The sequence below is a fragment of the Variovorax paradoxus genome, from assembly GCF_024734665.1.
Lineage (GTDB): Bacteria > Pseudomonadota > Gammaproteobacteria > Burkholderiales > Burkholderiaceae_C > Variovorax.
The window spans coordinates 1,781,686-1,805,763 of sequence record NZ_CP102931.1 but is presented as its reverse complement, the minus strand read 5'-3'; the positions used below and the strand labels follow the sequence as shown (position 1 = coordinate 1,805,763).

At 65.6% G+C, this 24,078-nt stretch carries 29 protein-coding genes and 3 tRNA genes; 10 read left to right on the top strand and 22 right to left on the bottom strand.

Annotated elements, in window-relative coordinates:
- Nucleotides 1-13: 13 nt before the first annotated feature.
- From NWF24_RS08485 to NWF24_RS08470, 4 genes are all read right to left on the bottom strand, one after another.
- Nucleotides 14-772, bottom strand: coding sequence for a thioesterase II family protein (locus tag NWF24_RS08485; protein WP_258353797.1), 759 nt, complete (start codon nucleotides 770-772; stop codon nucleotides 14-16).
- Nucleotides 772-1,002, bottom strand: a complete 231-nt coding sequence (locus NWF24_RS08480) for an MbtH family protein (RefSeq protein WP_093051643.1) — start codon at nucleotides 1,000-1,002, stop codon at nucleotides 772-774. The genes NWF24_RS08485 and NWF24_RS08480 overlap by 1 nt, the downstream gene beginning before the upstream one ends.
- 148 nt (nucleotides 1,003-1,150) lie before the next feature.
- Nucleotides 1,151-1,423 carry a DUF4880 domain-containing protein gene (locus NWF24_RS08475; protein WP_258353796.1) on the bottom strand — a complete coding sequence of 91 codons (273 nt, stop codon included), beginning with the start codon at nucleotides 1,421-1,423 and terminating at the stop codon, nucleotides 1,151-1,153.
- A gap of 48 nt (nucleotides 1,424-1,471) precedes the next feature.
- The gene (locus tag NWF24_RS08470; protein ID WP_258353795.1) at nucleotides 1,472-1,993 is read right to left on the bottom strand and encodes a sigma-70 family RNA polymerase sigma factor; all 522 of its coding nucleotides are present in this window, start codon (nucleotides 1,991-1,993) and stop codon (nucleotides 1,472-1,474) included.
- Nucleotides 1,994-2,261: 268 nt separating this feature from the next.
- Between NWF24_RS08470 and NWF24_RS08465 the strand changes: the two genes are divergently transcribed.
- Nucleotides 2,262-3,110: a plasmid replication/partition related protein gene (locus NWF24_RS08465; RefSeq protein ID WP_258353794.1), complete on the top strand. Its 849-nt coding sequence runs from the start codon at nucleotides 2,262-2,264 to the stop codon at nucleotides 3,108-3,110.
- Between the two features lie 13 nt (nucleotides 3,111-3,123).
- Here NWF24_RS08465 and NWF24_RS08460 read toward each other — a convergent pair whose 3' ends face one another.
- Nucleotides 3,124-3,708 carry a BPSL1445 family SYLF domain-containing lipoprotein gene (locus NWF24_RS08460; RefSeq protein ID WP_258353793.1) on the bottom strand — a complete coding sequence of 195 codons (585 nt, stop codon included), beginning with the start codon at nucleotides 3,706-3,708 and terminating at the stop codon, nucleotides 3,124-3,126.
- A gap of 246 nt (nucleotides 3,709-3,954) precedes the next feature.
- Here NWF24_RS08460 and NWF24_RS08455 point away from each other — a divergent pair, with 246 nt between their 5' ends.
- Complete coding sequence (locus tag NWF24_RS08455) at nucleotides 3,955-4,650, top strand: DUF418 domain-containing protein (RefSeq protein ID WP_258353792.1); 696 nt, start codon at nucleotides 3,955-3,957, stop codon at nucleotides 4,648-4,650.
- Here the strand turns inward: NWF24_RS08455 and NWF24_RS08450 are convergent.
- Both NWF24_RS08450 and NWF24_RS08445 read right to left on the bottom strand, forming a co-directional pair.
- Nucleotides 4,634-6,460: a bifunctional metallophosphatase/5'-nucleotidase gene (locus NWF24_RS08450; RefSeq protein WP_258353791.1), complete on the bottom strand. Its 1,827-nt coding sequence runs from the start codon at nucleotides 6,458-6,460 to the stop codon at nucleotides 4,634-4,636. The genes NWF24_RS08455 and NWF24_RS08450 overlap by 17 nt on opposite strands.
- Before the next feature lie 96 nt (nucleotides 6,461-6,556).
- Entirely contained in the window at nucleotides 6,557-7,027 is a 471-nt protein-coding gene (locus tag NWF24_RS08445; protein ID WP_258353790.1) for a hypothetical protein, read from the bottom strand.
- Nucleotides 7,028-7,193: 166 nt separating this feature from the next.
- On the opposite strand from NWF24_RS08445, the gene NWF24_RS08440 reads away from it, so the two are divergent.
- On the top strand, nucleotides 7,194-7,403 hold the full coding sequence (locus NWF24_RS08440; RefSeq protein ID WP_093051663.1) for a hypothetical protein: 210 nt from the start codon (nucleotides 7,194-7,196) through the stop codon (nucleotides 7,401-7,403).
- 73 nt (nucleotides 7,404-7,476) lie between these two features.
- Here NWF24_RS08440 and NWF24_RS08435 read toward each other — a convergent pair whose 3' ends face one another.
- Together NWF24_RS08435 and gstA are read right to left on the bottom strand one after the other, a co-directional pair.
- Nucleotides 7,477-7,857, bottom strand: coding sequence for an HU family DNA-binding protein (locus NWF24_RS08435; RefSeq protein WP_093051666.1), 381 nt, complete (start codon nucleotides 7,855-7,857; stop codon nucleotides 7,477-7,479).
- 132 nt (nucleotides 7,858-7,989) lie between these two features.
- On the bottom strand, nucleotides 7,990-8,601 hold the full coding sequence (gene gstA, locus NWF24_RS08430; RefSeq protein ID WP_258353789.1) for a glutathione transferase GstA: 612 nt from the start codon (nucleotides 8,599-8,601) through the stop codon (nucleotides 7,990-7,992).
- 113 nt (nucleotides 8,602-8,714) lie between these two features.
- Here gstA and NWF24_RS08425 point away from each other — a divergent pair, with 113 nt between their 5' ends.
- Complete coding sequence (locus tag NWF24_RS08425; protein ID WP_258353788.1) at nucleotides 8,715-9,656, top strand: LysR family transcriptional regulator; 942 nt, start codon at nucleotides 8,715-8,717, stop codon at nucleotides 9,654-9,656.
- Between the two features lie 68 nt (nucleotides 9,657-9,724).
- Here the strand turns inward: NWF24_RS08425 and NWF24_RS08420 are convergent.
- From NWF24_RS08420 to folC, 9 genes are all read right to left on the bottom strand, one after another.
- Nucleotides 9,725-9,801 (bottom strand) — tRNA-Asp (locus NWF24_RS08420).
- A gap of 70 nt (nucleotides 9,802-9,871) precedes the next feature.
- Nucleotides 9,872-9,947: transfer RNA gene (locus NWF24_RS08415), tRNA-Glu, on the bottom strand.
- A gap of 51 nt (nucleotides 9,948-9,998) precedes the next feature.
- Nucleotides 9,999-10,074: transfer RNA gene (locus NWF24_RS08410), tRNA-Ala, on the bottom strand.
- 36 nt (nucleotides 10,075-10,110) lie between these two features.
- Complete coding sequence (gene gltX, locus NWF24_RS08405) at nucleotides 10,111-11,499, bottom strand: glutamate--tRNA ligase (protein ID WP_258353787.1); 1,389 nt, start codon at nucleotides 11,497-11,499, stop codon at nucleotides 10,111-10,113.
- 7 nt (nucleotides 11,500-11,506) lie between these two features.
- Nucleotides 11,507-12,727 carry an O-succinylhomoserine sulfhydrylase gene (locus NWF24_RS08400; RefSeq protein ID WP_258353786.1) on the bottom strand — a complete coding sequence of 407 codons (1,221 nt, stop codon included), beginning with the start codon at nucleotides 12,725-12,727 and terminating at the stop codon, nucleotides 11,507-11,509.
- Nucleotides 12,728-12,738: 11 nt separating this feature from the next.
- Nucleotides 12,739-14,241 (bottom strand): amidophosphoribosyltransferase, encoded by a 1,503-nt coding sequence (purF, locus tag NWF24_RS08395; RefSeq protein ID WP_258353785.1) that lies wholly within the window; start codon nucleotides 14,239-14,241, stop codon nucleotides 12,739-12,741.
- Nucleotides 14,242-14,253: 12 nt separating this feature from the next.
- The gene (locus NWF24_RS08390) at nucleotides 14,254-14,739 is read right to left on the bottom strand and encodes a CvpA family protein (RefSeq protein WP_130428900.1); all 486 of its coding nucleotides are present in this window, start codon (nucleotides 14,737-14,739) and stop codon (nucleotides 14,254-14,256) included.
- Between the two features lie 21 nt (nucleotides 14,740-14,760).
- On the bottom strand, nucleotides 14,761-15,636 hold the full coding sequence (locus tag NWF24_RS08385; RefSeq protein ID WP_258353784.1) for an SPOR domain-containing protein: 876 nt from the start codon (nucleotides 15,634-15,636) through the stop codon (nucleotides 14,761-14,763).
- Between the two features lie 61 nt (nucleotides 15,637-15,697).
- Nucleotides 15,698-17,005 carry a bifunctional tetrahydrofolate synthase/dihydrofolate synthase gene (gene folC / locus NWF24_RS08380; RefSeq protein WP_258353783.1) on the bottom strand — a complete coding sequence of 436 codons (1,308 nt, stop codon included), beginning with the start codon at nucleotides 17,003-17,005 and terminating at the stop codon, nucleotides 15,698-15,700.
- Between the two features lie 36 nt (nucleotides 17,006-17,041).
- Between folC and NWF24_RS08375 the strand changes: the two genes are divergently transcribed.
- The 4 genes from NWF24_RS08375 (at nucleotide 17,042) to argG (ending at nucleotide 19,873) form a co-directional block, all read left to right on the top strand.
- On the top strand, nucleotides 17,042-17,395 hold the full coding sequence (locus NWF24_RS08375; RefSeq protein WP_258353782.1) for an ArsC family reductase: 354 nt from the start codon (nucleotides 17,042-17,044) through the stop codon (nucleotides 17,393-17,395).
- Between the two features lie 58 nt (nucleotides 17,396-17,453).
- Nucleotides 17,454-18,050, top strand: a complete 597-nt coding sequence (locus NWF24_RS08370) for a hypothetical protein (RefSeq protein ID WP_258353781.1) — start codon at nucleotides 17,454-17,456, stop codon at nucleotides 18,048-18,050.
- Between the two features lie 125 nt (nucleotides 18,051-18,175).
- Nucleotides 18,176-18,502 carry a pyrimidine/purine nucleoside phosphorylase gene (ppnP, locus tag NWF24_RS08365; protein ID WP_258353780.1) on the top strand — a complete coding sequence of 109 codons (327 nt, stop codon included), beginning with the start codon at nucleotides 18,176-18,178 and terminating at the stop codon, nucleotides 18,500-18,502.
- A 30-nt stretch (nucleotides 18,503-18,532) separates the two neighbouring features.
- Nucleotides 18,533-19,873 carry an argininosuccinate synthase gene (argG, locus tag NWF24_RS08360; protein ID WP_093051703.1) on the top strand — a complete coding sequence of 447 codons (1,341 nt, stop codon included), beginning with the start codon at nucleotides 18,533-18,535 and terminating at the stop codon, nucleotides 19,871-19,873.
- An 82-nt stretch (nucleotides 19,874-19,955) separates the two neighbouring features.
- Here the strand turns inward: argG and NWF24_RS08355 are convergent, their stop codons facing one another.
- Both NWF24_RS08355 and murB read right to left on the bottom strand, forming a co-directional pair.
- The gene (locus NWF24_RS08355) at nucleotides 19,956-20,801 is read right to left on the bottom strand and encodes a glycine-rich domain-containing protein (protein ID WP_258353779.1); all 846 of its coding nucleotides are present in this window, start codon (nucleotides 20,799-20,801) and stop codon (nucleotides 19,956-19,958) included.
- Between the two features lie 4 nt (nucleotides 20,802-20,805).
- The gene (gene murB, locus NWF24_RS08350) at nucleotides 20,806-21,858 is read right to left on the bottom strand and encodes a UDP-N-acetylmuramate dehydrogenase (RefSeq protein ID WP_258353778.1); all 1,053 of its coding nucleotides are present in this window, start codon (nucleotides 21,856-21,858) and stop codon (nucleotides 20,806-20,808) included.
- A gap of 45 nt (nucleotides 21,859-21,903) precedes the next feature.
- Here murB and NWF24_RS08345 point away from each other — a divergent pair, with 45 nt between their 5' ends.
- A complete protein-coding gene (locus NWF24_RS08345; RefSeq protein ID WP_093051716.1) occupies nucleotides 21,904-22,389 on the top strand; it encodes a YajQ family cyclic di-GMP-binding protein in 486 nt (161 codons plus the stop codon).
- 12 nt (nucleotides 22,390-22,401) lie between these two features.
- A complete protein-coding gene (locus tag NWF24_RS08340) occupies nucleotides 22,402-23,046 on the top strand; it encodes a retropepsin-like aspartic protease family protein (protein ID WP_258353777.1) in 645 nt (214 codons plus the stop codon).
- Nucleotides 23,047-23,059: 13 nt separating this feature from the next.
- Here NWF24_RS08340 and NWF24_RS08335 read toward each other — a convergent pair whose 3' ends face one another.
- Nucleotides 23,060-23,413, bottom strand: coding sequence for a RidA family protein (locus NWF24_RS08335; RefSeq protein ID WP_093051722.1), 354 nt, complete (start codon nucleotides 23,411-23,413; stop codon nucleotides 23,060-23,062).
- Between the two features lie 12 nt (nucleotides 23,414-23,425).
- Nucleotides 23,426-24,064 carry a glycerol-3-phosphate 1-O-acyltransferase PlsY gene (plsY, locus tag NWF24_RS08330; RefSeq protein ID WP_258353776.1) on the bottom strand — a complete coding sequence of 213 codons (639 nt, stop codon included), beginning with the start codon at nucleotides 24,062-24,064 and terminating at the stop codon, nucleotides 23,426-23,428.
- Nucleotides 24,065-24,078: the final 14 nt, after the last annotated feature.

Sequence of the window (24,078 nt, the reverse complement as noted above, 5' to 3'; positions counted from 1 at the left end):
CGGCTGCGTTCACTCATGCCGCGTCAAGTCGATGCCCATGCAATGAGCCTTGATGCCTGCCGGCCATGGCCTGCCCCAGACGGCGCGTCAGTGCAGCCAGGAAAGCCGCCTCGTGCTGACGGATGAAGAAGTGGCCGCCATCGAACCAGTCGAGCGTGAACGCGCCGCTGGCATGCGTCGACCAGGCCTCGATGCGCCCCGCGTCGATGTCGTCCTGCCGGCCCGCGAAGACATGCAGGGGCATGGGCAGAGGCGCATCGGCCGTGTACTCGAAGCTCTGGCACACGCGGTAGTCCGCGCCCAGCGTGTCGAGGGTGATGCGCATCAGCTCGGCGCTGGCAAAGACTTCTTCGGGGGTGCCGCCCTGCTTGCGCAGGTCGGCGATCAGCGCGGCGTCGTCATGCGTGTCGGGGAGGCGGTTCGGGTCGCGCTGCGACGGCGCGGAACTGCCCGAAGCGAAAAGTGCCAGCGGCAACGGGCGGCCGAGCGCGCGCAGACGCTGCACGACGCCGTAGGCCAGCAAGGCGCCCATGCTGTGCCCGAAGATCGCGAAGCTGCCGCGCATCGCGTTCGCCTTCTCGGCGCAGATCCGCGCGACCTGGGCATCGCAGGTTTCGACGAAGCGCTCGCCCATGCGCATGCCCCGGCCCGGCAGCTCGACGGGCAGGAGCTCGATCCAGTGCGGCAGCTGATGCCGCCAGCGCAAATACATCGTCGCGCTGGCGCCCGCGCAAGGCAGGCACAGCAGCGAAACCCTCGCCGGCCCGGCCATCAGCTTGCGGCAGCTTCCGCGGCCATCCAGTCGCGCAGCGACTTGGGGCGCATGTCGGTCCAGTTCTTTTCGACGAAATCGAGCGCGGTCTTCTTGTCGCCCTTTACGCCGTCGACAGCCTTCCAGCCGCTGGGCACGGCCTTCCAGTGCGGCCAGATGGAGTATTGGTCTTCCTGGTTGACCAGGACGATGAAGGTTTCGTCTTCGCGATCGAAGCAGCTGGTAGACATGGGCGGTCCTTGTGCGGTTGATTGAGGAAGCAGGCAGGCAAGCGGGCCGGTGAGTGGCCGATTGCTGGGCTTCTGATCAACATGACGATTCGGGACCGAATCTGTTCACCCCGGTGCGGGGGGCGGCCAGGCGGCGCGCTGGCGACGATCAGGCGTCGTCGTCGCTGGGTGCTGCGTCTTCGGGGGATGCCCGGTTCTGGTTTTTCTTCCACGCATCGACGTCGATGGTGGGTGGCACCAGACCCGTGAGCAGCCAGAGGCGGGCGGCCTTGTCGTAGGCCTTGCGGTGGGCAGGGTCGGCAAGAAGCCATGCCACCATTTCGACACGCGAGCCTTCGCCGAAATTCTCGCGGTCGTGCTCGCGCCGCACCCAGTCCCATGCGGTGCGCCAGATGAGGTCGTCGTCTTGCTCTTGTGCCATGCGTGTACGGTTTTACCTTACACGAAGCGGCACGAGAGCTTCTCTGCGTCAATCCTTGATCAGGTGGCGCATCGCCCCAATGGCCTCGTCCGCCTCGGCGATCAGGCGGTTCACGAGCCCGAGCGCGCAGCCCATCTGCGCCGCGATGTCGCGCTGCGTGAGGCCTTCGAGACGGTAGAGCTGGAAGGCCACGCGCGTCCTCGGGGACAGCGCCGACAGCGCCTTCTCGATCAGGCCGACGACCTGCCGGTCGCGCATCACGCGGTCCGGCGACGCTGGTCCCGGGACATCCAGCGTCTCGACGTCCACGTCGAAGGTGCGGTAGGTGGCCTCGAGGGACTGGCGGCGGCAGTGGTCGAGTGCGAGGTTGCGCACCACTTGGCAGCAATAGCCCATGGGCTTGTCGACCTTGCGGTCGCAGGCGCCGTCGGCAATGCGGAGATAGGCGTCTTGCACGACGTCATCGGCAAGGTCCGTGGTGCGGACGATCCTGCGGGCCACGTGCAGAAGCTGGGCCCGGTTGGCGACGAAAACATCTCCCAGAGAAGATTCGGACGTGAGTGACAGCATTTTTGAACAACTCCAGATTGGGGCCAGGCGTCGAAATTCGAAACGGCGCGCGTCGGGCGCATTGGCGTGGCTGCAGCTCTCCGGCCACATATTTAAATAAGAATCATTAATATTTACAAAAGGATGACAGCGCGAATTTGCGACTGTGTCCTTACCTCTATAGACGTTTGGATGCACCAAACAGAGACACCCGGACGACGTCTCGAAAGCCGTCGGCCGGGCGCATCTAAAATTCCGCCCCTTTGCCCCGTTCCGCTTCCCGCCCCTCATGAACATCGTCGTCAACGAAGAACTCAAAGCCTATATCGACCCCATGACGCCGGAGGAACACGAGGCGCTGGAGCGGAGCATCCTGGCCGAGGGCTGCCGCGACGCCCTGGTGCTATGGGGCGACGTGCTGGTGGACGGCCACAACCGCTATGGCATCTGCCAGAAACACGACCTGCCATTCAAGACGGTGCAGAACACGCGCTTCAAGACCATCGAGGACGTGCACCTCTGGATGATCGACCAGCATCTGGGCCGGCGCAGCATTTCGGATTTCCTGCGCGGCGTGCTGGCGTTGCGGAAGAAAGACATCGTCGACAAGCAGCGCAGCCGCGTCGCTGCTGAGCCAGCCTCGGCGTCCGACGCCCCGTTCGACGTCGATCCCCCCGCCGACGGCTCGCCGGACGACAGTGCGTCAGCAGCCCCCACCCTGCCGCCGCCCGCTCCGTTGAGCAGCCGCGAAGCCATCGCCAAGGCCGCACGCCTGAGCAGCAGCCAGGTCGGGATGATCGAAAAGATCCAGAAGCAGGCCGCGCCGGAACTGGTGGCAGCCGTGAAGTCGGGCGTGATTTCGATCAACACCGCGGCTGCCGTGGCCACGTTGCCGGCCGAAGAGCAGGTCTCGGCCGCGAACGCCGGCAAGGACGAACTCAAGCAGGCGGCCAAGCGCGTGCGCGAGTCGAAGAAGAAGCCGCGTGAGGAGTCCGCCGAAGCGCATTCGGACGACGAACAGCAACAGGCCAAGCCAGACGCAGTGCAGGCGCTGGAGCAGCGCGTGGCCGAACTCACAGCCGAGAACGAGGCCCTGCGCAAACAAGTGGCCGAGCTGCAGGCCCGGCTCGGCCACTGAGCTCAGCAGCCTGCTACGGCTGGATTTCGCTGATCTTCGCTCCCGACAGCGAGACGCCGGCTTCCAGCCCCACGTTCGTCATCACGAAGCCCACCACGGGCTGGCGCAGCGTGTTTGTGTCGATGCTGCCGTTGGCTCCGATGGTCGCGAGCGCCACCGTGGCATCGGCGCCCGCCGTCCAGCCCTTGCTGTTGCGGAACTTGTCCAGCGCCGCCTGCGTAGTGAACAGATAGATCACGGCCTTCGACTGAGCACCCGCCTGGAAGCCCACCGACCCGGCAGTGGTGCTGTAGTAGGACTGCGTGCGACCGTTCACGCGCAAGGCGCCCCGGCCGTATTCGGCGCCCACGCCCAAGCTGGCCCCCATCACCGCGGGAAACACCAGCACGCCGCTCGATTTGGCGACCAGCTCGCGTGAGCCTCTCACGGAGTCGTACAGCTTGGACAGCGAGGCATCGACCTGGGCGTCGATGGAAGTGCGCGAAGACGCGCTGCTGGACTGATCCTGCGGTCGCGTGGTGGTGCACCCGACAAAGGCCAGGCTGCACGCCGCCACGGCGGATGAAAGCGCCAGTATGCGGAAGTTCATGGTTTTCATGACGAAATCCTTTGCAAAGAACATGAGTCGGCGAAGAAATCTCTGCCTTCGACAGCAGATTTGCTCATGCTAAGACCGCCAAACCGGCGCAAATCGGGTTGGAGACATCGGCCTACGCAAGGTCACGGCATCGGCGAACGGTGGTGCGCCCGGGGCCGGCCCGGAGGCGGCCCGGAGGCGGCCCAAACGCAATGTTCGTGCAATGCTGATTCATAGCATCGCAGCGACCCCACTTTGCGCACCCCCATGACATTCGACCTTGCAAGGCCGCAGCGCTGCCCAGGCGCCGGTAGCACCCGCCGCCTTGAACTGCTGGACTCGCTGCGCGGCTTCGCGCTGTTCGGCATGCCGCTGTTCAATCTGCGCAGTTCTTCACTGCTCGAATTCATCGTGACGTCGATCGCGCTGCTCGCCCTGCTCTTCGGCCTGGGCTTCGCGATGCAGGCGGTGCGGCCTGGGGAGAAGCCCAACGCCATACGCCTGCTCTTTCGACGCATGCTGCAGGAGTCTGTCGCCCACCGGCGGCTCTGGGTTCGCCTGTTGAAGGTAGCGCTCGTCGTCAGCCTGGCCGCGACCGCGCCACTGATGTTGTGGGACTCCCGCGGCGCGGGGGTCGGGGTGATGCGCCTGCTGCACCAAATCGCGCTCGGCCTGTTCTGCATGGCCGCCTTCGTGCTGCTGTTCCAGCAGACCCGCTGGCGGCACTGGTTGCGCAAGCTCGCGCCCATGGGGCGCATGGCGCTGACGAACTGGCTCGCACAGACACTGCTCGGGCTGGGCCTGTTCTATGCCCTCGGGCCGAGCTTCGGGTTCTTGTTGGGCATCGCCGTTCTGCAGGCGATGCTCAGTTGCTGGTGGCTGGCGCGCTGGTCATCCCGGCAGGCGGGCCGGCCGAACGCGGCCCGCCCCCTCAGTCATCACCCGCTCAAGGCAGAACCGTAATGCGGCCTGTCGCCGGCGGTGCCAGCGGGCTGTTCGCCTTGATGTAGGCCTCCAGGGCATCCACGTCCTGGTCGCCGCCGAGCGTGTCCGTGCCCTGGTTGAAGACAGTGAAGTTGTCACCGCCGGTAGCCAGAAAGCTGTTCATCGTCACGCGGTAGCTGGTGCCGTCGGCCATTGCAGTGCCATTGAGCGACATGTTGGTGATGCGCGAGCCGGCGGCCACCTGGAGGTTGTAGGTGTAGGAGAACCCGGCGGACGGCAGCAGAACCTTCGGCGAGGTCGTGGTGTTGGAGCCGCTGTTGAACTGCTGCTCCAGCAATGCCTTGATCTGCGCGCCAGTCATGGTCTTCACCACCAGGCTGTTGCCGAAGGGCTGCACAGCGAAGATCTGGCCGTAAGTCACGCTGCCGTCGCCGGCGGGCGCGAGGTCGGCGCGCACGCCGCCCGGGTTCATGAAGGCGATCTGCGCGGCGCCCTTGCCGGCCGGGCTGGTCGCTGTCAGCTGTGCGTCGGCGATCAGGTTGCCCAGCACGCTTTCCTTCGACGCGGTCTGCGTGCGCGTGGCCGTCGCGGTGAGCGAGCCCACCACGCGCTGCACCAGCGGTCCGGCGATGGTGAGGTACTGGTTGATGAGCGCAGCCACTTCCTGGTTCTTGTCGAAGGTCGGGTACTGATCGGTCAGCGCGACGGTGGTGGAACCGCTGGTGTAGGCCTCGCCCTGCACGATCACGTTGTCGGCCGCCTTGGCCGTCACCTTGCGCGTGCGGGTGTCGATGGTGAGGTTGATGTCGGTCAACAGCGTGCCGTACTGGCCGGCACTGGTCAGCAGGAAGGGCTTGGCCGGGTTGGTCTTGGCGTAGTCGCACACGTACGAGCGGTGCGTGTGGCCCGAGATCACGATGTCGACCGAGGTGTCGAGCTTGTTGAGGATCGGCAGGATGTCGCCGCTCAGGCCGGCGCAGCTCTTGTCGTTGTAGCCCACGGTGGTGGTGCCGCCTTCGTGGATGACGACGACGATGGCGTCCGCGCCCTGTGCCTTCAACTGCGGAATCAGCGCGTTGGCGGTGTCTGCCTCGTCCTTGAAAGTCAGGCCCGCGACACCGGCGGGCGTCACGATGTTCGGCGTGCCCTTCAGCGTCATGCCGATGAACGCCACCTTCACGGTGGCGCCGTCCTTCGTGAAAGTCTTCATGCCGGTGGCGGGGAACAGCGTGTTGCCGTCGCCCTTCACGGTGTTGGCCGCGAGAAAGCCGAAGTTGGCGCCCGGGAAGCTCTTGTTGACGCGGCAGGGCTCCAGCGCGGTGTTCTTCGCGCAGCCGCCGTTCTTCATGCGCAGCAGTTCGGTCTGGCCCTTGTCGAACTCGTGGTTGCCGACTGCGTTGAAGTCGATCTTCATCGCGTTCACGGCTTCGATGGTCGACTCGTCGAGGAACAGCGCCGAGACCAGCGGCGAGGCACCGATCATGTCGCCGGCCGATACCACCGCGTTGTTCGGGTTCCTGGCCTTCAGCGAAGCGATGGCCGAGGCAAGGTAGGCTGCGCCGCCGGCAGGCACCGGCACTGTGCCGCCGCCCTTGGCGGGCGCGCTGATCGACAGCTTCGGCGGCTCGAGGTTGCCGTGCAGGTCGTTGAAGGCGATGAGCTTCACATCCATGGTGCCGGGCACGGCGGGCGACGCCGGCGGCGGGTTGGTTGCCGCGGGCGGTGGCACGAAAGGAATGAAATTGTTTGAGTTGTCGCTGCCGCCGCAGGCAGTCAGGGTGGCGGCCACCACGCCGGCAACGGCAAGGCGCTTGAACGATGGATGCATGGGAACCTCTCTCCTCTGTTTTGAATGCAGCGGATGCTGGGGACCGCACATGACGGTGCCGTGAAGGCCCCTTGAGCCCGCAAGGAGATCGCCCGCTCAGGGCAGGAGCACGAGGCGCATCGCAACGCCGGGGCCGAAGGCGGCCTGCAGCAGTGCCTTTGCCTGCACGCTGCGCTCGTCGGTCAGCGACTGCACGGCGAGCCAGCCTTCTGTCGGCCGCCGCTGCAGGTGCCAGCCTTCCTGCCCAAGGAGGATGAGCCGGGCGAGCGACGCGGCATCGGCCACCGGCAGTGCCGCGGGCGTGATGTCGAGCCAGTCGGTCACCTGGTCGCTCTCGCCGCCCAGGCGCACGGCTGCGCCCTCCGCGAGCGCGTGCTGCGTAGCAACGTCCTGCACCGCGCCCTGCAGCACGATGCCGCCGCCGTGCCAGCGGATTTCGAGCGACGGGGTTGCATCGGCCGCACGGGCTTGCGCGTCGCTGCCGGCAGCCAGTCGCCACACGACGGCTGCCGCCAGGATCGCCAGACAAGCCACCGACACAGCAACAAGAATTCTGAAACGCTTCATCATTCGAGGCGCGAGCGTGCCACGCCGCGCGTTACGCCGGTGTGACGGGCGCGTCCGATGGACGTTCACCTACACGCATCGCCGCAGCGCGATACCCCACGAGCCGCCATATCCGATACGCTTGAGGCCCGCCCCCGCATTCCCCAACATCCCGAGGAACGAAACCATGGCAGCGAACGCGAAAGTCACAGGAAATGTCGAATACCGGGCCGGCGACGGCCCCCTGATCCTCATTCCCCAAGGGCCGATCGAGGTCCAACTGGCGCCTGACAGCGCCGTGCTGAGCTGGGGCGATGGCGGCAGCACGCAGACGACGGCGATTCCCATTGCCGAGTACCAGCGCTATCTGAGCGAGGGCGTGATCGAACCCGACTGAAGCGGTGCATGAATGCGCCCCCAAATAAAAAACGGCCCCGAGGGGCCGTTCTTATTTCTGCATATGCAGCTTCTTACTTCTTCTTGGCAGCCACGGCCTTCTTGGCGGGTGCTGCGGCCTTCTTCGCTGCTGCGGGCTTGGCAGCCACTGCCTTGCTGTCGGCCTTGCGCTTGGCGGCCTTCGGGTCCACGGCGGCCTTGAAGGCAGCGCCCGGCACGAACTTCGGCACCTTCTGTGCGGCGATCTTGATCTTGGTGCCTGCGCTGGGATTGAAGCCCGAGCGTGCGGCGCGCGCCACTTGCTTGAAAGTGCCGAAGCCGACGATCTGGACGGGGTCACCCTTCTTCACTGCTGCGACGATCGAGCCGGTAACGGTCTCGAGAATGCGCGCGGCTTCTGCCTTGCTGACGTTGTGGGCGGTGACGATTTTTTCGACGAGTTCGATGCGGTTCAACTGAGTTCCTATTAGGTTTGATTTCGCCATGTTGCCTATGGCGGCGCAGCACGAATACAAGCTGCAAGCGGGGCGGAGTTTATTCGACTGCGAGAGCCCGGATGTAACGCGGTCGCTTCAGGCCTTCGTCGATCAGTCTTCGATCAGGCCTTCGACCTGCATCGCGGCGCGCACGGCGGGGCGTTTCGCGGTCAATTCCATATAGCTGACGATCGCCGGCCAGCGGGAAAAATCGAGGCCTGCATGACGGCCAAGGCGCAAGATCGGATAGAGATACGCATCCGCGACGGTGAAGTGTTCGCCGAGGACGTACGGCCCCGGCTGCACCAACGATGCGATGCGATCGAAAGCGCGGGTGTCCGTGATCAGGCTGTGCTTGTAGCTAGCCGGCACGTCGGGATCGAACATCGGTGCAAAGCCCTTGTGCAGTTCGGTGGCCACGAAGCTCAGGGCCTCGACCAGGCGATAGCGGGCCATGGTGCCGGCAGCCGGCGCAAGCCGCGAAACCGGTGCGAGATCGGCGAGGTACTGCAGCACGGCAAGGCCTTCCGTGAGCACCGCGCCATCGTCGAGTTCGAGCGCAGGCACCTTGCCCATGGGGTTGATCGGCAGATAGCTCTGGCCGGTGGCGGGCAGCGTCTTGGTCTCGAGGTCGACGCGGACCATCTCCGCGGTCAGTCCAGCCTCGCGCAGCACGATGTGCGGGGACAATGAAGAAGCACCGGGGCTGTAGAAGAGTTTCATGATCGGCTCCTGTTGGTGGTCAGACGGGTTGTGTGTTGACGTTATCGATGTGCACGCCACGAATGGTGGCCGCGAGGGGCTTCATGAAAAAGCGGGTTGAGGGCACAAGATTGATGAGCCGGACTCACGAGTTGCCAATCTCGGAGGCCGATGCACGCGTGTTCGTGACCGTGGCCGATGCGGGCAGCTTCACCGCCGCGGCGGCACTTCATGCGATGACGCCATCGGCCGTGAGCAAGGCCATTGGCCGGCTCGAAAGCGATCTCGGCGTGCAGTTGCTGGCGCGCACGACGCGGGCCTTGCATCTGACCGAGGAAGGCATGGCGTTTCACGAGCGTTGTGCAAGGGCCTTCGACCTGCTGGCCGAAGCTGCGGAAGAAGCTGGCGCGGGCACGCGTGCGGTAGCGGGCACCGTGCGCGTGGGGTTGCCGCCGCTCTTCGGAACGTTTCTCGTGGCGCCGCTGCTGCCAGCACTGCTCGCGCGGCATCCGAAGCTGCGCATCGAGATCGTGTCGACGATGCGGCTGTCAGACGTCTTCGACCTGGGGCTGGATGTCGCGATCACGGTGGGCGCCCTGCCCGACTCGAGCCTCGTGGCGCGGCCACTCGGATACGGTCAGTTCGTCACCGTCGCGGCACCTGCCTGCTTCAGGGAGATGTCGCGGCCATCACGACCCGAAGAACTCGTCGAGCATCGATGCATGGCCTACACGCGGCCAGATGGTCGCGAGGATCCGTGGAACTTCAAGACACCGGAAGGCCCGCTGCAGATCGAGCCACGAGCCGCAGTGCGGTCGGACGACATGCACCACCTCGCAGCGATGGCGGTGGCCGGGTTGGGCATCGCGCATCTGCCGATGTTCGTTGTGGGCGAGCACCTCGCCAACGGCCGGCTCGAAAGATTGCTGCAAGACTTCGAGCCCGCGCCGAAGCTCGCGTCACTGCTCTATCCCGCAAGCCGGGCGATGCCGCGCCGCGTGCGCGCCTTCATCGACTTCCTGCTGTCGAACGAGCAGCAACTCGCAGGCGTGACACAGCCCAAAACAGCAGGATGAGGTGATTGCGTGGGGGCGTCAGAAAGTGAAAAGCCCTTGCAACTCATTGAGCTGCAAGGGCTTCTGACTGGCGGAGTGGACGGGACTCGAACCCGCGACCCCCGGCGTGACAGGCCGGTATTCTAACCAACTGAACTACCACTCCTGGTAGACAACGTTCGCTCGTTTGACGGAGCCAAGTGTTGCCACTTGTGCCTGCTTTACCGAAGTAAAACTGGCGACCCTACGGGGATTCGAACCCCGGTAGCCACCGTGAAAGGGTGGTGTCCTAGGCCTCTAGACGATAGGGTCAAAACCTTGGACGTGCTGCGATCAGCACTTCATATCTTCTCGACACTTTGATGGTGGAGGTAAACGGGATCGAACCGATGACCTCTTGCATGCCATGCAAGCGCTCTCCCAGCTGAGCTATACCCCCGTGTGGGTGTCGAGCCTCGAATTATAGCCCGATTTTTCAGGCCTTTTTCAATCGCTCGATAACTTTTTCGCGGGAAAAAATTTCGAGCACTGAATCGAGGGACGGTGTCTGCGATGTTCCCATCACAAGCACTCGTACTGGCATCGCTAACACCGGCATTTTCAATGCATGTGTCGCGAGAACTTCTTTGATGATAACTGCGATCGAGGCCTTATCCCAGGCAGCCGTCGTCAATTTTTCTGCGAGCGTTGCGATCGCAGGCTTCACTGCATCAGTGATGTGCTGCGCGCGATCGGCATCGCTCACGTTGATGTCCGCATAGAACGCCGCAGCCCAGTCGGCCAGCGCCACTGTGGTCTCGCAACGGTCCTTGAACAACGCGCAGATCACGGGCAAACGCTCGTCGGCCACGATGCCACGCTTTTGCAACTGTGCTGCAACAAGCGGCGCGAGTTCGTCACCACTCTTCGCCTTGATGTACTGCGCGTTGACCCACGCGAGCTTGGCCGCATCCCACTGCGCGGGGCTCTTCGAGAGGTGCGAACCGTCGAACCAGCTCACCATCTGTTCGCGCGTGAAGAGCTCGTCGTCGCCGTGGCTCCAGCCGAGGCGCGCGAGGTAGTTGAGCATCGCTTCGGGCAGGTAGCCGTTGTCTTCGTAGGCAGTGACGCTCACGGCGCCGCGGCGCTTCGACAGCTTCTGCCCGTCGTCGCCGAGGATCACGGGCACATGGCCGAAATCGGGCAGCGGTGCGCCGAGCGCGCGGAAGATGTTGATCTGCCACGGCGTGTTGTTGATGTGCTCGTCGCCGCGGAACACGTGCGTGATGTTCATGTCCCAGTCGTCGACCACCACCGCGAAGTTGTAGGTGGGCACACCGTCAGGCCGCAGGATGATGAGGTCGTCGATCTCGCGGTTGTTGATGGTGATCTCGCCCTTGACGAGGTCGTTCCACGTCACGTCGCCTTCAGGCGGATTGCAGAAGCGCACCACCGGCGGCACGCCTTCGGGCACGGGCGGCAGCACCTTGCCCGGCTCGGGACGCCAACGGCGGTCGTACAGCGTCTTTTCACCGCGCGCGCGTTGCGCCTCGCGCATCTCGTCGAGTTCGGCCGGCGTGCAGTAGCAGTGGTAGGCCGTGCCGGCCGCAAGCATCTGCGCGATCACTTCGCGATACCGCTCCAGGCGCTGCATCTGGTAGATCGGGCCTTCGTCGTAGTCGAGGCCGAGCCAATGCATCGACGCGAGGATCTGGTCGGTCGAGTCCTGCGTGGAGCGGGCCACGTCGGTGTCTTCGATGCGCAGCACGAACTCGCCGCCGTGGTGGCGCGCATAGGCCCACGAATAGAGCGCAGTGCGAGCCGTGCCCAGGTGAAGAAAGCCGGTGGGAGACGGAGCGATGCGGGTGCGAACTTTGCCGGTCATGAATCAATCAGGTTGTCAGGGTGCTCAGGCCGCGTTGCAGGTCGGCCGTGATGTCGTCGATGTACTCCAGGCCGACCGCGAGGCGGATCAGCCCCTGGCTGATGCCTGCGGCCTGGCGCTGCACTTCGGTGAGGCGTCCGTGCGAGGTCGTGCCGGGGTGCGTGATGATGGTCTTGGTGTCGCCGAGGTTGGTCGCGATGCTGACCACGCGCGTGCTGTTGATCACGTGGAAGGCATTGGCGCGCGCCGTCTCGGGGTCGTTGCCGACCACGTCGAAGGACACGACCGCCCCGCCCTGCCCCGCCTGCTGGCGCATCGCCAGTTCGTGCTGCGGATGCGAGGCGAGCCCCGGGTAATAGACGCGTGCGATGCCCGGCTGCGCTTCGAGCCATTTCGCAACGGCCAGCGCGTTCGCGCACTGCGCCTGCATGCGGATGCCCAGCGTTTCCATGCCCTTGAGCACGACCCACGCATTGAACGGCGACAGCGCCATGCCGGCAGTGCGCACCACGGGGCCGAACACGTCGACGATGAGCTTCGATGGCCCGCAGATCGCGCCAGCCATCACTCGGCCCTGGCCGTCGAGGTACTTGGTGCCCGAATGGATGATGAGATCGGCGCCCAGTTCGGCGGGGCGCTGCAGCACCGGCGTGCAGAAGCAGTTGTCCACGGTCAGCAGCGCGCCCGCGCCGTGTGCCAGATCGGCGAGCGCACGGATGTCGCACACCTCGGTCAGCGGATTCGTCGGGGTTTCGGCGAACAGCAACTTCGTGTTGGGCTTCAGCGCAGCACGCCATTCCGCCACGTCGGTCTGCGAGACGAAAGTGGTTTCCACACCGAACTTGGCGAACTCCTTGCCGAACAGGTTCAGCGTGGAGCCGAACACCGAGCGCGAGCAGATCACATGATCGCCGGCCTTCAGCAGGCCCATGCACATCATGAGGATCGCGCCCATGCCCGTCGATGCGCCGATGGCGGCCTCGGTGCCTTCGAGCGCCGCAAGGCGCTGCTCGAAGCTCGCCACCGTCGGGTTGGACGTGCGCGAATAGGTGAAGCCCGCTTCGGTGCCCGCAAAGCGGCGCGCCGAGGTTTCGGCATCGGGCTGCACGAAGCCGCTCGTCAGGAACAGCGCCTCGGAGTGCTCGCCGTGCTGGCTCGGCGCCAGCCCGGTGCGCAGCGCGAGCGTGTCGCGATGCAGTCCGGGCGGCAGGGTTCGTTCGTCGGTCACTTCTTGGGCTCTCACTCGCTGTGGTTGGGGAGCGCGAGACGCGAAGAATCTTCTTCGGTCTCCTCGACGCGGGGACGGTTGCCGTTCATGCGCGAGATGGCGTCGGTGTCGATGTCGCCGGTCACGTAGACGCCGTCGAAGCACGAGGCGTCGAAGCCGTCGAGCTTGGTGTTGAGCGAGCCGATGGCGCGCTTCATGGCGTCGACGTCCTGGTAGATCAGCGCGTCGCAACCGATCAGTTCGCGGATTTCTTCGACGGTGCGGTCGTGCGCCACCAGCTCGTCCTTGGTCGGCATGTCGATGCCGTAGACGTTGGGGTAGCGCACCGGCGGCGCGGCGCTGGCCAGGTAGACCTTGCGGGCGCCGGCATCGCGTGCCATCTGCACGATCTCGCGGCTGGTGGTGCCGCGCACGATCGAGTCGTCGACCAGCAGCACGTTGCGGCCCTTGAACTCGCTGGCGATCACGTTGAGCTTCTGGCGCACCGACTTCTTGCGCACGCCCTGCCCCGGCATGATGAAGGTGCGGCCGACGTAGCGGTTCTTCACGAAGCCTTCGCGGTATGGCACGCCCAGCAGGTGCGCGAGCTGCGTGGCGCTCGGGCGGCTCGACTCGGGAATCGGGATGATCACGTCGATCTGGTTCGGCGGCACGGTCGACACCACGCGCTTGGCCAGCGTCTCGCCGAGGTTCAGGCGCGCCTGGTAGACCGAGATGCCGTCGAGCACCGAGTCCGGACGCGCGAGGTACACGAATTCGAAGATGCAGGGGTTCAGCGTCGGCGCTTCGGCGCACTGCATCGAATGCACGTTGCCCTCGAGGTCGATGAACACGGCCTCGCCGGGGTTGATGTTGCGCTCGAACACATGGCCCGAGCCTTCCAGCGCGACCGATTCGCTCGCCACCATCACGGTGCCGTCGGCGCTGCGGCCCATGCACAGCGGGCGAATGCCGTACGGGTCGCGGAAAGCAAGCAGGCCGTGGCCGGCAATCAGCGATACCACGGCGTACGAGCCGCGCAGGCGCTTGTGCATGTTCTTGACCGCGGCGAACACTTCGGCCGGATGCAGCGGCACGCCGCGCGAGGAGCGCTCCAGTTCGTGCGCCAGCACGTTGAGCAGCACTTCGGAGTCGCTCTCGGTGTTGGTGTGGCGGTGGTCGGTGGAGAACAGCTCCGAACGCAGCGCATGCGCGTTGGTCAGGTTGCCGTTGTGCACGAGCACGATGCCGAACGGCGCGTTCACGTAGAAGGGCTGGGCCTCTTCCTCGCTGTACGCATTGCCGGCGGTCGGGTAGCGCACCTGGCCCAGGCCCACATTGCCCGGCAGCGCACGCATGTTGCGCGTGCGGAACACGTCGCGGACCATGCCCTTGGCCTTGTGCATGAAGAACTTGCGTTCAAGCAAGGTCACGATGCCAGCGGCATCCTGGCCGCGATGCTGCAGGAGCAGCAGCGCGTCATAGAGCAGCTGATTGACGGGTGCGCTGCTGACAACGCCGACGATTCCACACATGAACGATTCCTCTCAGGGCAGGTAGCTTGCCAACTTTTCAGGCAGCGAGGGTTTGAGGCCCTGCAATGCCGCATCGAGAACAATGGCGCTGCGCGATTCGTGCCACCAGACACTGTCGCTCAACACCAGCAAATGAACAACGACGGCCAGCACGAGCAGGGCCACCGCACCCCGCGCCGCTCCGAACGCTGCTCCCAAAATCCGGTCCACCGGCCGCAGACCCACGACCGTGATCAACTTGCGCGTGAGCGCGGCCACCAGGCCCACGCCGAACACCACCGCCACGAACACCAGCACGAAGGCCAGCGGATAGCGCCACGCCCCCTGCGGATCGCCGAACGGCAGCCATGCCGCCACACCAGAAGCCAGCCACTGGGCTGCAATGAAAGCTGCCACCCAGCCGATCAGCGAAATCACTTCGAACACCAGCCCGCGCATCAGGCCGAACAGCATCGACACCCCGATGAGCGCGACGGCGATCCAGTCGAGCAAGGCCACGGCAACAGCTGGCGACGGCTCTTACAACGTGAGGATCGCGGCCGACAAAGACAAGCCCTTGACCTTCTCCGCCGCGCGGTCGGCCTCGGCACGTGAACTGAAGGGGCCGACACGCACACGCGTGCGCTCGCCATCGGCAGTCTTCGCCACGTGCACATAGGTCTTGAGGCCGGCTTTTTCGAGCTTCTGGCGCACTTCGCGCGCCTTGTCGGCATCGGCGAAAGCGCCGACCTGCACCACGAAGCGGCCACCCTCATCGGCAGCGGCGGGCTTGGCGGCAGTGGTGACGGGCTTGCCTTCGAGCAGCGCACGGGCGCGGGCACCATCATCAGAGGCAGCCGGCTTGGGCTTGGCTTCAGGCTTGGGGTCCGGCTTGGCTTCGGGCTTCGGCTTGGGCTCTGGTTTGGCTTCCGGCTTGTGTTCGGGCTTCGGCTCCGGTTTGGGCTCGGGCTTGGGCTTCGGTTCAGGCTTGGGCTCGGCGGCCGCGACGGGCGGCGTGCTGGGCACGGGCTTGCCGGAGTCGATCACCGTGCCGTCGGCGGTCTCGGTGATCATGCCGCCGGACGAGGGCGATGCCGAGGCCACGCGCGAGCTGCTGTTGTCGGGCGCGGCCGGCGCGGTGCTCGTGGCAGGTGCCGGCGTGGCGGGCACGGGCAGCGGCTTGACCTTGTTGCGATCGGGAATCTCGATGGGAATGTCGACCGACACGGGCCGCGGCTGCGTATCGAACAACAGCGGAAAACCGATCACACCGAGCAGCACCAGCACCGCTGCGCCGAGCAGCCGGTGGCGCGCACGCCGACGCATGGTTTCGACACTTTCCGCGGGGACAGCGGCCGGGGCGCTGCGTCCTTCGTTGCCTTGTGGGCCGCGCGTGCGGAACTTGAAAAACGCCATGAAGTTCGATCCCTGAAGGAGTGCAGCGAGGTGGTGCCAGATGGTGTGGACAGCCCGACGATCAGCCGCCTGGCAGCAGGTGTTTGGCTTGCAGCCGGGGGGTGCCGTTTTCGAGCACGCCACCCACGGTGAAGAACGATCCGAAGACCACGATTCTATCAGCGGGCCCCGCCTGCTCGATGGCTGCGCGCAACGCCTCCATCGGGCCCGCGTACACGCTGCCCGAGGCATCGGTGCGCGTGTTCTGCGCCTGCCAGCTGGCCAGCAGTTCGGCCGCCTTGGCGGCGCGCGGGGTGGGCAGGTCGGTGAAGTACCAGCGGTCGATCAGCGGCCCGATGCGCGCCAGGATCGGAGCGAGATCCTTGTCGGCCATCACGCCGAACACGCCATGCGTAGTGGGGTAGAAGCCCATCGCATCGAGGTTCTCGGCCAGCGCGGCCACGGCATGGGCGTTGTGCGCCACGTCGAGCACCAGCGCCGGTTCGCCCGGCACGATCTGGAAGCGCCCCGGCAACTCGACCATCGCGAGCCCGTTGCGCACGGCCTGCGCCGTGATCGGCAGTTGCGGGCGCAGCGCTTCGAGCGCCGCAAGCACGCCGGCCGCATTGATGAGCTGGTTGGCCCCGCGCAGTGCCGGATAGGCCAGCCCGCTGTAGCGCCGCCCGCGGCCCGACCAACCCCACTGCTGCTTGTCGCCCGACACGTTGAAGTCAGTCCCGAAGCGCCAGAGGTCGGCGCCGATGGCGTTGGCATGGTCGATCACGCTCTGCGGGGGCATCGGGTCGCTCACGATGGCGGGCTTGCCCGGGCGCAGGATGCCGGCCTTCTCGAAGCCGATGCTTTCGCGGTCGGGCCCGAGGTATTCCATGTGGTCGAGGTCGATGCTGGTGATGACCGCGCAATCGGTGTCGATGATGTTGACCGCGTCCAGCCGCCCGCCCAGGCCGACTTCGAGGATCGCTACGTCGGGCTTTTCCTCGATCATGCAATGCAGGATGCCGAGCGTGGTGAACTCGAAGTAGGTCAGGGACATGTCGCCGCGCGCCTTTTCCACCACTTCGAAGCTTGCTATCAGTTTGGAAGCATCGACAGCTTCGCCCTTGAGTCGCAGCCGCTCCTCGAAGCGCACCAGGTGCGGCGAGGTGAACACCGCCGTGCGGTAGCCCGCGTGCGTGAGGATCGATTCGAGCATGGCGCAGGTCGAGCCCTTGCCGTTGGTGCCTGCCACCGTGATGACGGGGCAGCCAAAGCGCAGGCCGAGGCGCTGCGCCATCTCTTTGGCGCGCTCGAGTCCGAGTTCGATGTTCTTGGGATGGAGTTGCTCGGCGCGCGCGAGCCAGTCGTTAAGGGTTTCCATGGAGCCCGGCATTGTCGCCGACCCGCCGCTCGGGGCATCATCGCGGCCATGACAACCCTATACGGCATTCCGAACTGCGACACCGTCAAGCGCGCCCGCGCCTGGCTCGACGAACACGGCGTGGAGTACACCTTCCACGACTTCAAGAAACAGGGCGTGCCCGAAGCCGAGCTCGACCAGTGGCTGAAGAAGCCCGGCTGGGAGGCCCTGGTCAACCGCAAGGGCACCACCTGGCGCAAGCTGGACGACGCAACCCGCGAAGGCGTGGTCGACGCCGGCTCGGCCCGCGCCGTGCTGCTGGCCAACCCCAGCCTGATCAAGCGGCCGGTGGTCAACTGGGGCCCCAAAAAGCCCGTTACGACGGGATTCGACGCCGAATCCTGGGCTGTCAACGCCGTGTAAACCCCGGAACCCGACCTGTGGCCCTGCGTCAAACCGCGATCTGCAGGAGAAACACACCATGAACAAACACGTTTTTCGCACCCTTGCCGGCATTTCGGTGGCCGGCACGCTGGCTGCAGGCACCGGCCTCGTGCACGCCCAGCAGAACCAGGTGGTCCAGGCCCGGGTGATTTCCGCCACACCGATCCGCGAAACGACCGGCAGCGACGTGAACTACAACGTCACGTACGAATACAACGGGCGCCAGTACACCACCCGCATGAACAGCCGGCCCGGCGCGACCATTCCGATCCAGGCCAGCGGCTATGGCGTGACGACCTCGCCGGTGGCGCCGCAGTCGCAGGTGCAGACCTATCCGGTCGAGGCCAACAGCGGCAATTACTACCCGCAGTCCGGCGGCTCCCCCTGGGACAACGTGGTGCCCGAGCCGGGCGTGGTGGTCTCCAACGCGCCTGCCCCGGTCTACCAGCCGGCGCCGGTGTATGCCGATCCGGTCTACGTGCAGCCGGCCTATCCGTATCCCTATGCCTATCCTTACGTCTATCCCCCAGTCGGCATCTCGCTGAACCTCGGCTATTCGCGCGGCTGGGGTGGCGGCTACTACCGCGGCGGTTATCGCGGCTGGGGTGGCGGATACCGCGGCTGGCACCGCTGAGTCACCGGCCGGCGGCCCATGCCGCCCGAGCCCCTAAAATCGAGGACTTTTCCAACCCTTGACGGGTGCGCCGCCGGTGCGGTGCGTCCTCGATTTGCCGACCGCCCAGGCGCCGGCGCCACCCAATGACGACGACTACCGACACTCTGAACAGCGCCGCAGTGGCCACCAAGGCCAATGTGTACTTCGACGGCAAATGCGTGAGCCACAGCCTCACGCTCGCGGACGGCACGAAGAAATCGGTCGGCGTGATCCTGCCGGCCACCCTCACCTTCAACACCGGCGCCCCCGAGATCATGGAAGGCACCGCCGGCAGCTGCGAATACCTGCTGTCGGGCACCAGCGAATGGGTGGCCTCGGGCCCCGGGCAGAAGTTCAGCGTGCCGGGCAACTCCAGCTTCCAGATCCGCGTGAGCGGCGAGCCCTACAGCTACATCTGCCATTTCGGCTGAACCGCGAACCGCTAACCGGACCTCCCTGACATGTCGACCATCCTCCAAAACGTTCCCGCCGGCCAGAAGGTCGGCATTGCCTTCTCGGGCGGCCTGGACACCAGCGCGGCGCTCCACTGGATGCGCAACAAGGGCGCCATTCCCTACGCCTACACCGCCAACCTCGGCCAGCCCGACGAGCCCGACTACGACGAGATCCCGCGCAAGGCGATGCTCTACGGCGCCGAAAACGCCCGCCTGATCGACTGCCGCGTGCAGCTGGCCAACGAAGGCATCGCCGCCCTGCAGGCCGGCGCCTTCCACGTGACCACCGCCGGCGTCACCTACTTCAACACCACGCCGCTGGGCCGCGCCGTTACCGGCACGATGCTGGTGTCGGCCATGAAGGAAGACGACGTCCACATCTGGGGCGACGGCAGCACCTACAAGGGCAACGACATCGAGCGCTTCTACCGCTACGGCCTGCTGACCAACCCCAACCTCAAGATCTACAAGCCTTGGCTCGACCAGGTCTTCATCGACGAGCTGGGCGGCCGCGCCGAAATGTCGGCATTCATGCAGAAGGCCGGCTTCGCCTACAAGATGTCGGCCGAGAAGGCCTACTCGACCGACTCGAACATGCTCGGCGCCACGCACGAGGCCAAAGACCTCGAGCACCTGAACAGCGGCATCCAGATCGTGCAGCCCATCATGGGCGTGGCCTTCTGGAAGGACGAAGTCGAAGTCAAGCGCGAAACCGTCTCGGTGCGCTTCGAAGAAGGCGTGCCCGTTGCGCTGAACGGCGTTCGCTACGCCAACCTGGTCGACCTGATCCTCGAAGCCAACCGCATCGGCGGCCGCCATGGCCTGGGCATGAGCGACCAGATCGAAAACCGCATCATCGAGGCCAAGAGCCGCGGCATCTACGAGGCTCCGGGCCTTGCACTGCTGTTCATCGCCTACGAGCGTCTCGTCACCGGCATCCACAACGAAGACACCATCGAGCAGTACCGCGACAACGGCCGCCGCCTCGGCCGCCTGCTGTACCAGGGCCGCTGGTTCGACCCTCAGGCCATCATGCTGCGCGAAACGGCTCAACGCTGGGTGGCGCGCGCCATCACTGGCGAAGTGACGGTCGAGCTGCGCCGCGGCAACGACTACTCGATCCTGAATACCGAATCGGCCAACCTGACGTACAAGCCCGAGCGCCTGAGCATGGAAAAGGTCGAGGGCGCGTTCACGCCGCTGGACCGCATCGGCCAACTCACGATGCGCAACCTCGACATCGTCGACACGCGCGAGAAGCTGGCGATCTACACCCGGGTCGGCCTGCTGTCGTCGGGAGAGGGCGCTTCGCTGCCAAAGCTGGCCAACGACGGCGACGCGAGCTGATCGCAGCTCTCTGCCTCCTTCAGCGAGGCAGAAACGACAACGGGCCCCTCGGGGCCCGTTTTTCATTGGTGCGCTGCGAGGGTCAGTCCCCGCCGCCTCCACCGCAACCGCCGCCACACCCACCACCGCCGTCGGACGAGCCGCCACCATCGCCGGAGCCGCCGTCACCGCCACTGCTGCTCGACGACTCGCTACCGCCGAACCCGCCGGCATCGCCTGCGCTGCCACCATCCGACGAAGACGATTCCCCGAAGCTGGTACCGCACTGGGCGTCCGAGCCAATGTATCGCTCGACCGCCCGGCAGTCGGGCACATAGTGAAAGCCGCCGTCGATCGCGAACTTGACGTCCAGCGCAAACAGCAGCGGCAGGCGCGCCGGCTTGCGCGGATCGATGCTTTCTTCCTTGCAGGCCCAGTACCAGGTGCGGCGCAGCCCGTCGTTGCGCTTGGGATCACGTCCCAGCACCTCGGCCGGGCTGTGATGCAGCATGCCGCCGAAGGCCGCCTTGCACCAGTTCTGGTAGCCCTGCGTATGCAGGATGAACTCGTGCCAGGCCGTGTCGACCACCTTCGAAGGCATCGCCACGAACTTGCGCCCGCTGCGCAGGTGCGCCATGAAGAACTGGCGCAGGCCGCGCAGCACCAGTTCGGCGTCGCGCCGACTGAGCTGCGGATGCGCCTCGCACAGCTTGCCGACAAGGAATGGCGGCAGCCGCGCTTCGCGAATGAACTGGCGCCGCAAACTGGTTTCGAGGAACTTGAGCACCGCCGAAAACAGCAGCGCCACCACAATCACGGCCACCACCGAACCCCAGCGGCGCGAGCCCAGGAACAACGCGAGCAGCGCAATGAGCGGCACCGCCCGCCGAGCCCATAGCAGCGCGCCGATGCGGCGGCGGAAATTCAGGTGCAGGAAGTCGAGATCCATGCCGTCAGACGACCACCGGCTCCGGCTCCAGCCGGATGCCGAAACGCTCGTACACGCTGGTCTGGATGGCCTTGGCCAGGGTCATCACCTCGCCGCCGGTCACCGGGTTCTCGCGGCCGCCGCGGTTGACCAGCACCAGCGCCTGCCGCTCGTAGACGCCGGCATTGCCCACCGACTTGCCCTTCCAGCCGCAGGCGTCGATAAGCCAGCCGGCTGCCAGCTTGATGCTGCCGTCGTCCATCGGGTAGTGAACGATCTTGGGGTCGCGCGCGATGATGTCCGCGCATTGCTCGGGCGTGACGGTCGGGTTCTTGAAGAAGCTGCCAGCGTTGCCCAGCACGCGCCAGTCGGGCAGCTTGGCGCGGCGAATCGCGCAGATCCAGTCGAAGACGTCTTGTGCGCTCGGCGTGAAGTTGCCGGTTTCTTCCATCTTGCGCTCGAGGTCGAGATAGCCGACCACGGCCTTCCACGGCTTGGGCAGGCGAAAGCGCACCCGGGTGATCACCGCCCTGCCCGCCAGGCCGAAGTCGTTCGGGCCGCTGCGCACGTGCTTGAACACCGAGTCGCGGTAGCCGAAGGCGCATTGGGCGGCGTCGAGCGTGAAGCTGCGGCCGGTTTCCAGGTCGAAGGCGTCGAGCGAATCGAAGCGGTCTTGCAGCTCGACCCCGTAGGCGCCGATGTTCTGCACCGGCGCCCCCCCCACCGTGCCCGGAATCAGGGCCAGGTTTTCAAGCCCTGGATAGCCGCTGCGCACCATCCACTCCACCGCGTCGTGCCAGATCTCGCCGGCACCGGCCTCGACGATCCAGGCACGCGGGGTTTCTTCCACCAGCCGCAGACCCTTGATCTCGATCTTCAGCACCAGCGGCTTGACGTCGCCCGTGAGCACGATGTTGCTGCCGCCGCCCAGCACGAACCGGGGCGCGTCGCGCCATGCCGGATCGGCGCGCAGCGCAACCAGGTCGGCCTCGCTGGCAATGCGCGCCAGATGCTGCGCACGCGCGACGATGCCGAAGCTGTTGTAGGGCTGCAGCGGGACGTTGGACTCCACGATCATGGGAGAATTGTCGCATCCAGCACCAGTGAATTCAGGAGAGAGTCCATGCCGTCCTTCGATACCGTCTGCGAGCCCAACCTGCCCGAGGTGAAGAACGCGGTCGAGAACACCGCCAAGGAAATCGGAACGCGCTTCGATTTCAAGGGTACGGCCGCCGCCGTCGAGCTCAAGGACAAGGAGATCACCATGATCGGCGACGCCGAGTTCCAGCTCGTGCAGGTGGAAGACATCCTGCGCAGCAAGCTCACCAAGCGCAGCGTCGACGTGCGCTTCCTCGACAAGGGCGACGTCCAGAAGATGGGCGGCGACAAGGTCAAGCAGGTCATCAAGGTCAAGAGCGGCATCGAAAGCGAGCAGGCCAAGAAGATCACCCGCATCGTCAAGGACAGCAAGCTCAAGGTGCAGGCCGCCATCCAGGGCGACGCGGTGCGCATCACCGGCGCCAAGCGCGACGATCTGCAAGCCGCCATGGCGCTGATCAAGAAGGACGTGCCGGACATGCCGCTCACGTTCAACAACTTCCGCGACTGAGCGGGCCCCTTCATGAAAGCCCTCGTCGTCGCAGCGCAGCTGCTGGCTGCCGCTGCCGTGGCGCATGCCGCTGGCTCGGTCACCCTGACCGGCAGCATCGGCAGCCGCGCGATCCTGATCGTGAACGGCAACCCGCCCAAGACCGTGGCGGTCGGCGAGAGCTACCAGGGCGTGAAACTGCTCTCGCTGCAGGCCGATCAGGCCGTGGTCGAACTCGACGGCAAGCGCGTCAACCTGCGCATGGACACCCCCGTCAGCATCGGCGGTGGGGGCGGCTCGGGCGGGGGCGGAAACCGCGTCGTGCTGTCGGCCGACAGCCGCGGGCATTTCATGACGCAAGGTACCATCAACGGCCGGCCAGTCACGTTCATGCTCGACACGGGTGCGACGTCCATCGCACTCTCGGCCGACGACGCCCAGCGCATCGGGCTCGACTACAGCAAGGGCCAGCGCGTCACGATGAGCACTGCCAACGGCACGACTTCAGGCTATCGGCTGCGCCTGCAGTCAGTGCGCGTGGGCGACGTCGAGGTCTACGACATCGACGCCATCGTCTCGCCGCAGGCCATGCCCTTCGTACTGCTGGGCAACAGCTTCATCAATCGCTTCTCGATGCGGCGCGACGCGGACCAGATGGTCCTCGAAAAGCGATATTGATCGCAGCAGCCGCTCAGGCCTGCGCGGCCGTCACCACGATCTCGATCTTGTAGGCCGCATTGGCCATCTTGGCCTGCACAGTGGCGCGCGGCGGCGTGTTGCCGGCCGGAATCCAGGCGTCCCACACCTCGTTCATCGCCGTGATGTCGGTGATGTCCGCCAGGAAAATCTGCGTCATGAGAATGCGCGACTTGTCGCTGCCAGCCTCGGCCAGCAGGCGATCGACCATGCCCAGCACCTGCGTGGTCTGGCCGCGGATGTCCTGCGAGGTGTCGTCGGGCACCTGGCCCGCGAGGTAGATGGTGCCGTTGTGCACGGCCGTCTCCGAGAGACGAGGGCCGACGTGGAAGCGGGTGATGGAGGCCATGGTGTTCTTTCTTCAGTCCGGTTTTTTCTTGGAGCCGAGCTTCGACTCCGTGCCGGCCGCGAGCCGGCGGATGTTTTCGCGGTGCCGCCAGATCAGCAGCAGGCTCATGACGATGAGCGCAATCAGCACTGTGCGGTCGAGCGGCCACGCGATGCCGCCACCGATCAGATAGTAGGCTGGTGCGAAGAAGGCCGCCACCAGCGACGACAGCGACGAGTAGCGGAAGAAGACGGCAATGATCAACCAGGTGGCGCCGGTGGCCAGCCCCAACCAGGGCGCGACGCCCACCAGCACGCCCGCCGCGGTCGCCACGCCCTTGCCGCCCTGGAAGCCGAAGAACACCGGATACAGGTGGCCGAGGAACGCCGCCAGGCCGGCCAGGGCGGCAACGCCCTCCCCCAGCCCCCACTGCGCGCCGAACCGGTGAATCAGAAACACCGGCACCCAGCCCTTGACCGCGTCGAGCAGCAGCGTGGCCAGCGCCGCACCTTTATTGCCCGAGCGCAGCACATTGGTGGCGCCGGGGTTCTTGCTGCCGTAGCTGCGCGGATCGGCCATGCCGAGCGCCTTGCTCACGATGACCGCGAAGGACAGCGAGCCGATCAGGTACGACGCCACGATGGCAATGAAGGAAGGCAAGTTGAAACTCAAGACGGCACTCCGCG

Bases quoted from the DNA above. Each gene is read 5' to 3' on its own strand.
- NWF24_RS08450 (WP_258353791.1), bottom strand. From the start codon at position 6,460: ATGCATCCATCGTTCAAGCGCCTTGCCGTTGCCGGCGTGGTGGCCGCC.
- NWF24_RS08425 (WP_258353788.1), top strand. From the start codon at position 8,715: ATGAGCCGGACTCACGAGTTGCCAATCTCGGAGGCCGATGCACGCGTG.
- NWF24_RS08455 (WP_258353792.1), top strand. From the start codon at position 3,955: ATGACATTCGACCTTGCAAGGCCGCAGCGCTGCCCAGGCGCCGGTAGC.
- NWF24_RS08370 (WP_258353781.1), top strand. From the start codon at position 17,454: ATGAACAAACACGTTTTTCGCACCCTTGCCGGCATTTCGGTGGCCGGC.
- NWF24_RS08355 (WP_258353779.1), bottom strand. From the start codon at position 20,801: ATGGATCTCGACTTCCTGCACCTGAATTTCCGCCGCCGCATCGGCGCG.
- NWF24_RS08445 (WP_258353790.1), bottom strand. From the start codon at position 7,027: ATGAAGCGTTTCAGAATTCTTGTTGCTGTGTCGGTGGCTTGTCTGGCG.
- NWF24_RS08480 (WP_093051643.1), bottom strand. From the start codon at position 1,002: ATGTCTACCAGCTGCTTCGATCGCGAAGACGAAACCTTCATCGTCCTG.
- folC (WP_258353783.1), bottom strand. From the start codon at position 17,005: ATGCCGGGCTCCATGGAAACCCTTAACGACTGGCTCGCGCGCGCCGAG.
- NWF24_RS08485 (WP_258353797.1), bottom strand. From the start codon at position 772: ATGGCCGGGCCGGCGAGGGTTTCGCTGCTGTGCCTGCCTTGCGCGGGC.
- NWF24_RS08375 (WP_258353782.1), top strand. From the start codon at position 17,042: ATGACAACCCTATACGGCATTCCGAACTGCGACACCGTCAAGCGCGCC.
- gltX (WP_258353787.1), bottom strand. From the start codon at position 11,499: ATGACCGGCAAAGTTCGCACCCGCATCGCTCCGTCTCCCACCGGCTTT.
- NWF24_RS08465 (WP_258353794.1), top strand. From the start codon at position 2,262: ATGAACATCGTCGTCAACGAAGAACTCAAAGCCTATATCGACCCCATG.
- NWF24_RS08335 (WP_093051722.1), bottom strand. From the start codon at position 23,413: ATGGCCTCCATCACCCGCTTCCACGTCGGCCCTCGTCTCTCGGAGACG.
- NWF24_RS08340 (WP_258353777.1), top strand. From the start codon at position 22,402: ATGAAAGCCCTCGTCGTCGCAGCGCAGCTGCTGGCTGCCGCTGCCGTG.
- NWF24_RS08385 (WP_258353784.1), bottom strand. From the start codon at position 15,636: ATGGCGTTTTTCAAGTTCCGCACGCGCGGCCCACAAGGCAACGAAGGA.
- NWF24_RS08345 (WP_093051716.1), top strand. From the start codon at position 21,904: ATGCCGTCCTTCGATACCGTCTGCGAGCCCAACCTGCCCGAGGTGAAG.
- gstA (WP_258353789.1), bottom strand. From the start codon at position 8,601: ATGAAACTCTTCTACAGCCCCGGTGCTTCTTCATTGTCCCCGCACATC.
- purF (WP_258353785.1), bottom strand. From the start codon at position 14,241: ATGTGTGGAATCGTCGGCGTTGTCAGCAGCGCACCCGTCAATCAGCTG.
- NWF24_RS08440 (WP_093051663.1), top strand. From the start codon at position 7,194: ATGGCAGCGAACGCGAAAGTCACAGGAAATGTCGAATACCGGGCCGGC.
- argG (WP_093051703.1), top strand. From the start codon at position 18,533: ATGTCGACCATCCTCCAAAACGTTCCCGCCGGCCAGAAGGTCGGCATT.
- ppnP (WP_258353780.1), top strand. From the start codon at position 18,176: ATGACGACGACTACCGACACTCTGAACAGCGCCGCAGTGGCCACCAAG.
- NWF24_RS08475 (WP_258353796.1), bottom strand. From the start codon at position 1,423: ATGGCACAAGAGCAAGACGACGACCTCATCTGGCGCACCGCATGGGAC.
- NWF24_RS08460 (WP_258353793.1), bottom strand. From the start codon at position 3,708: ATGAAAACCATGAACTTCCGCATACTGGCGCTTTCATCCGCCGTGGCG.
- NWF24_RS08470 (WP_258353795.1), bottom strand. From the start codon at position 1,993: ATGCTGTCACTCACGTCCGAATCTTCTCTGGGAGATGTTTTCGTCGCC.
- murB (WP_258353778.1), bottom strand. From the start codon at position 21,858: ATGATCGTGGAGTCCAACGTCCCGCTGCAGCCCTACAACAGCTTCGGC.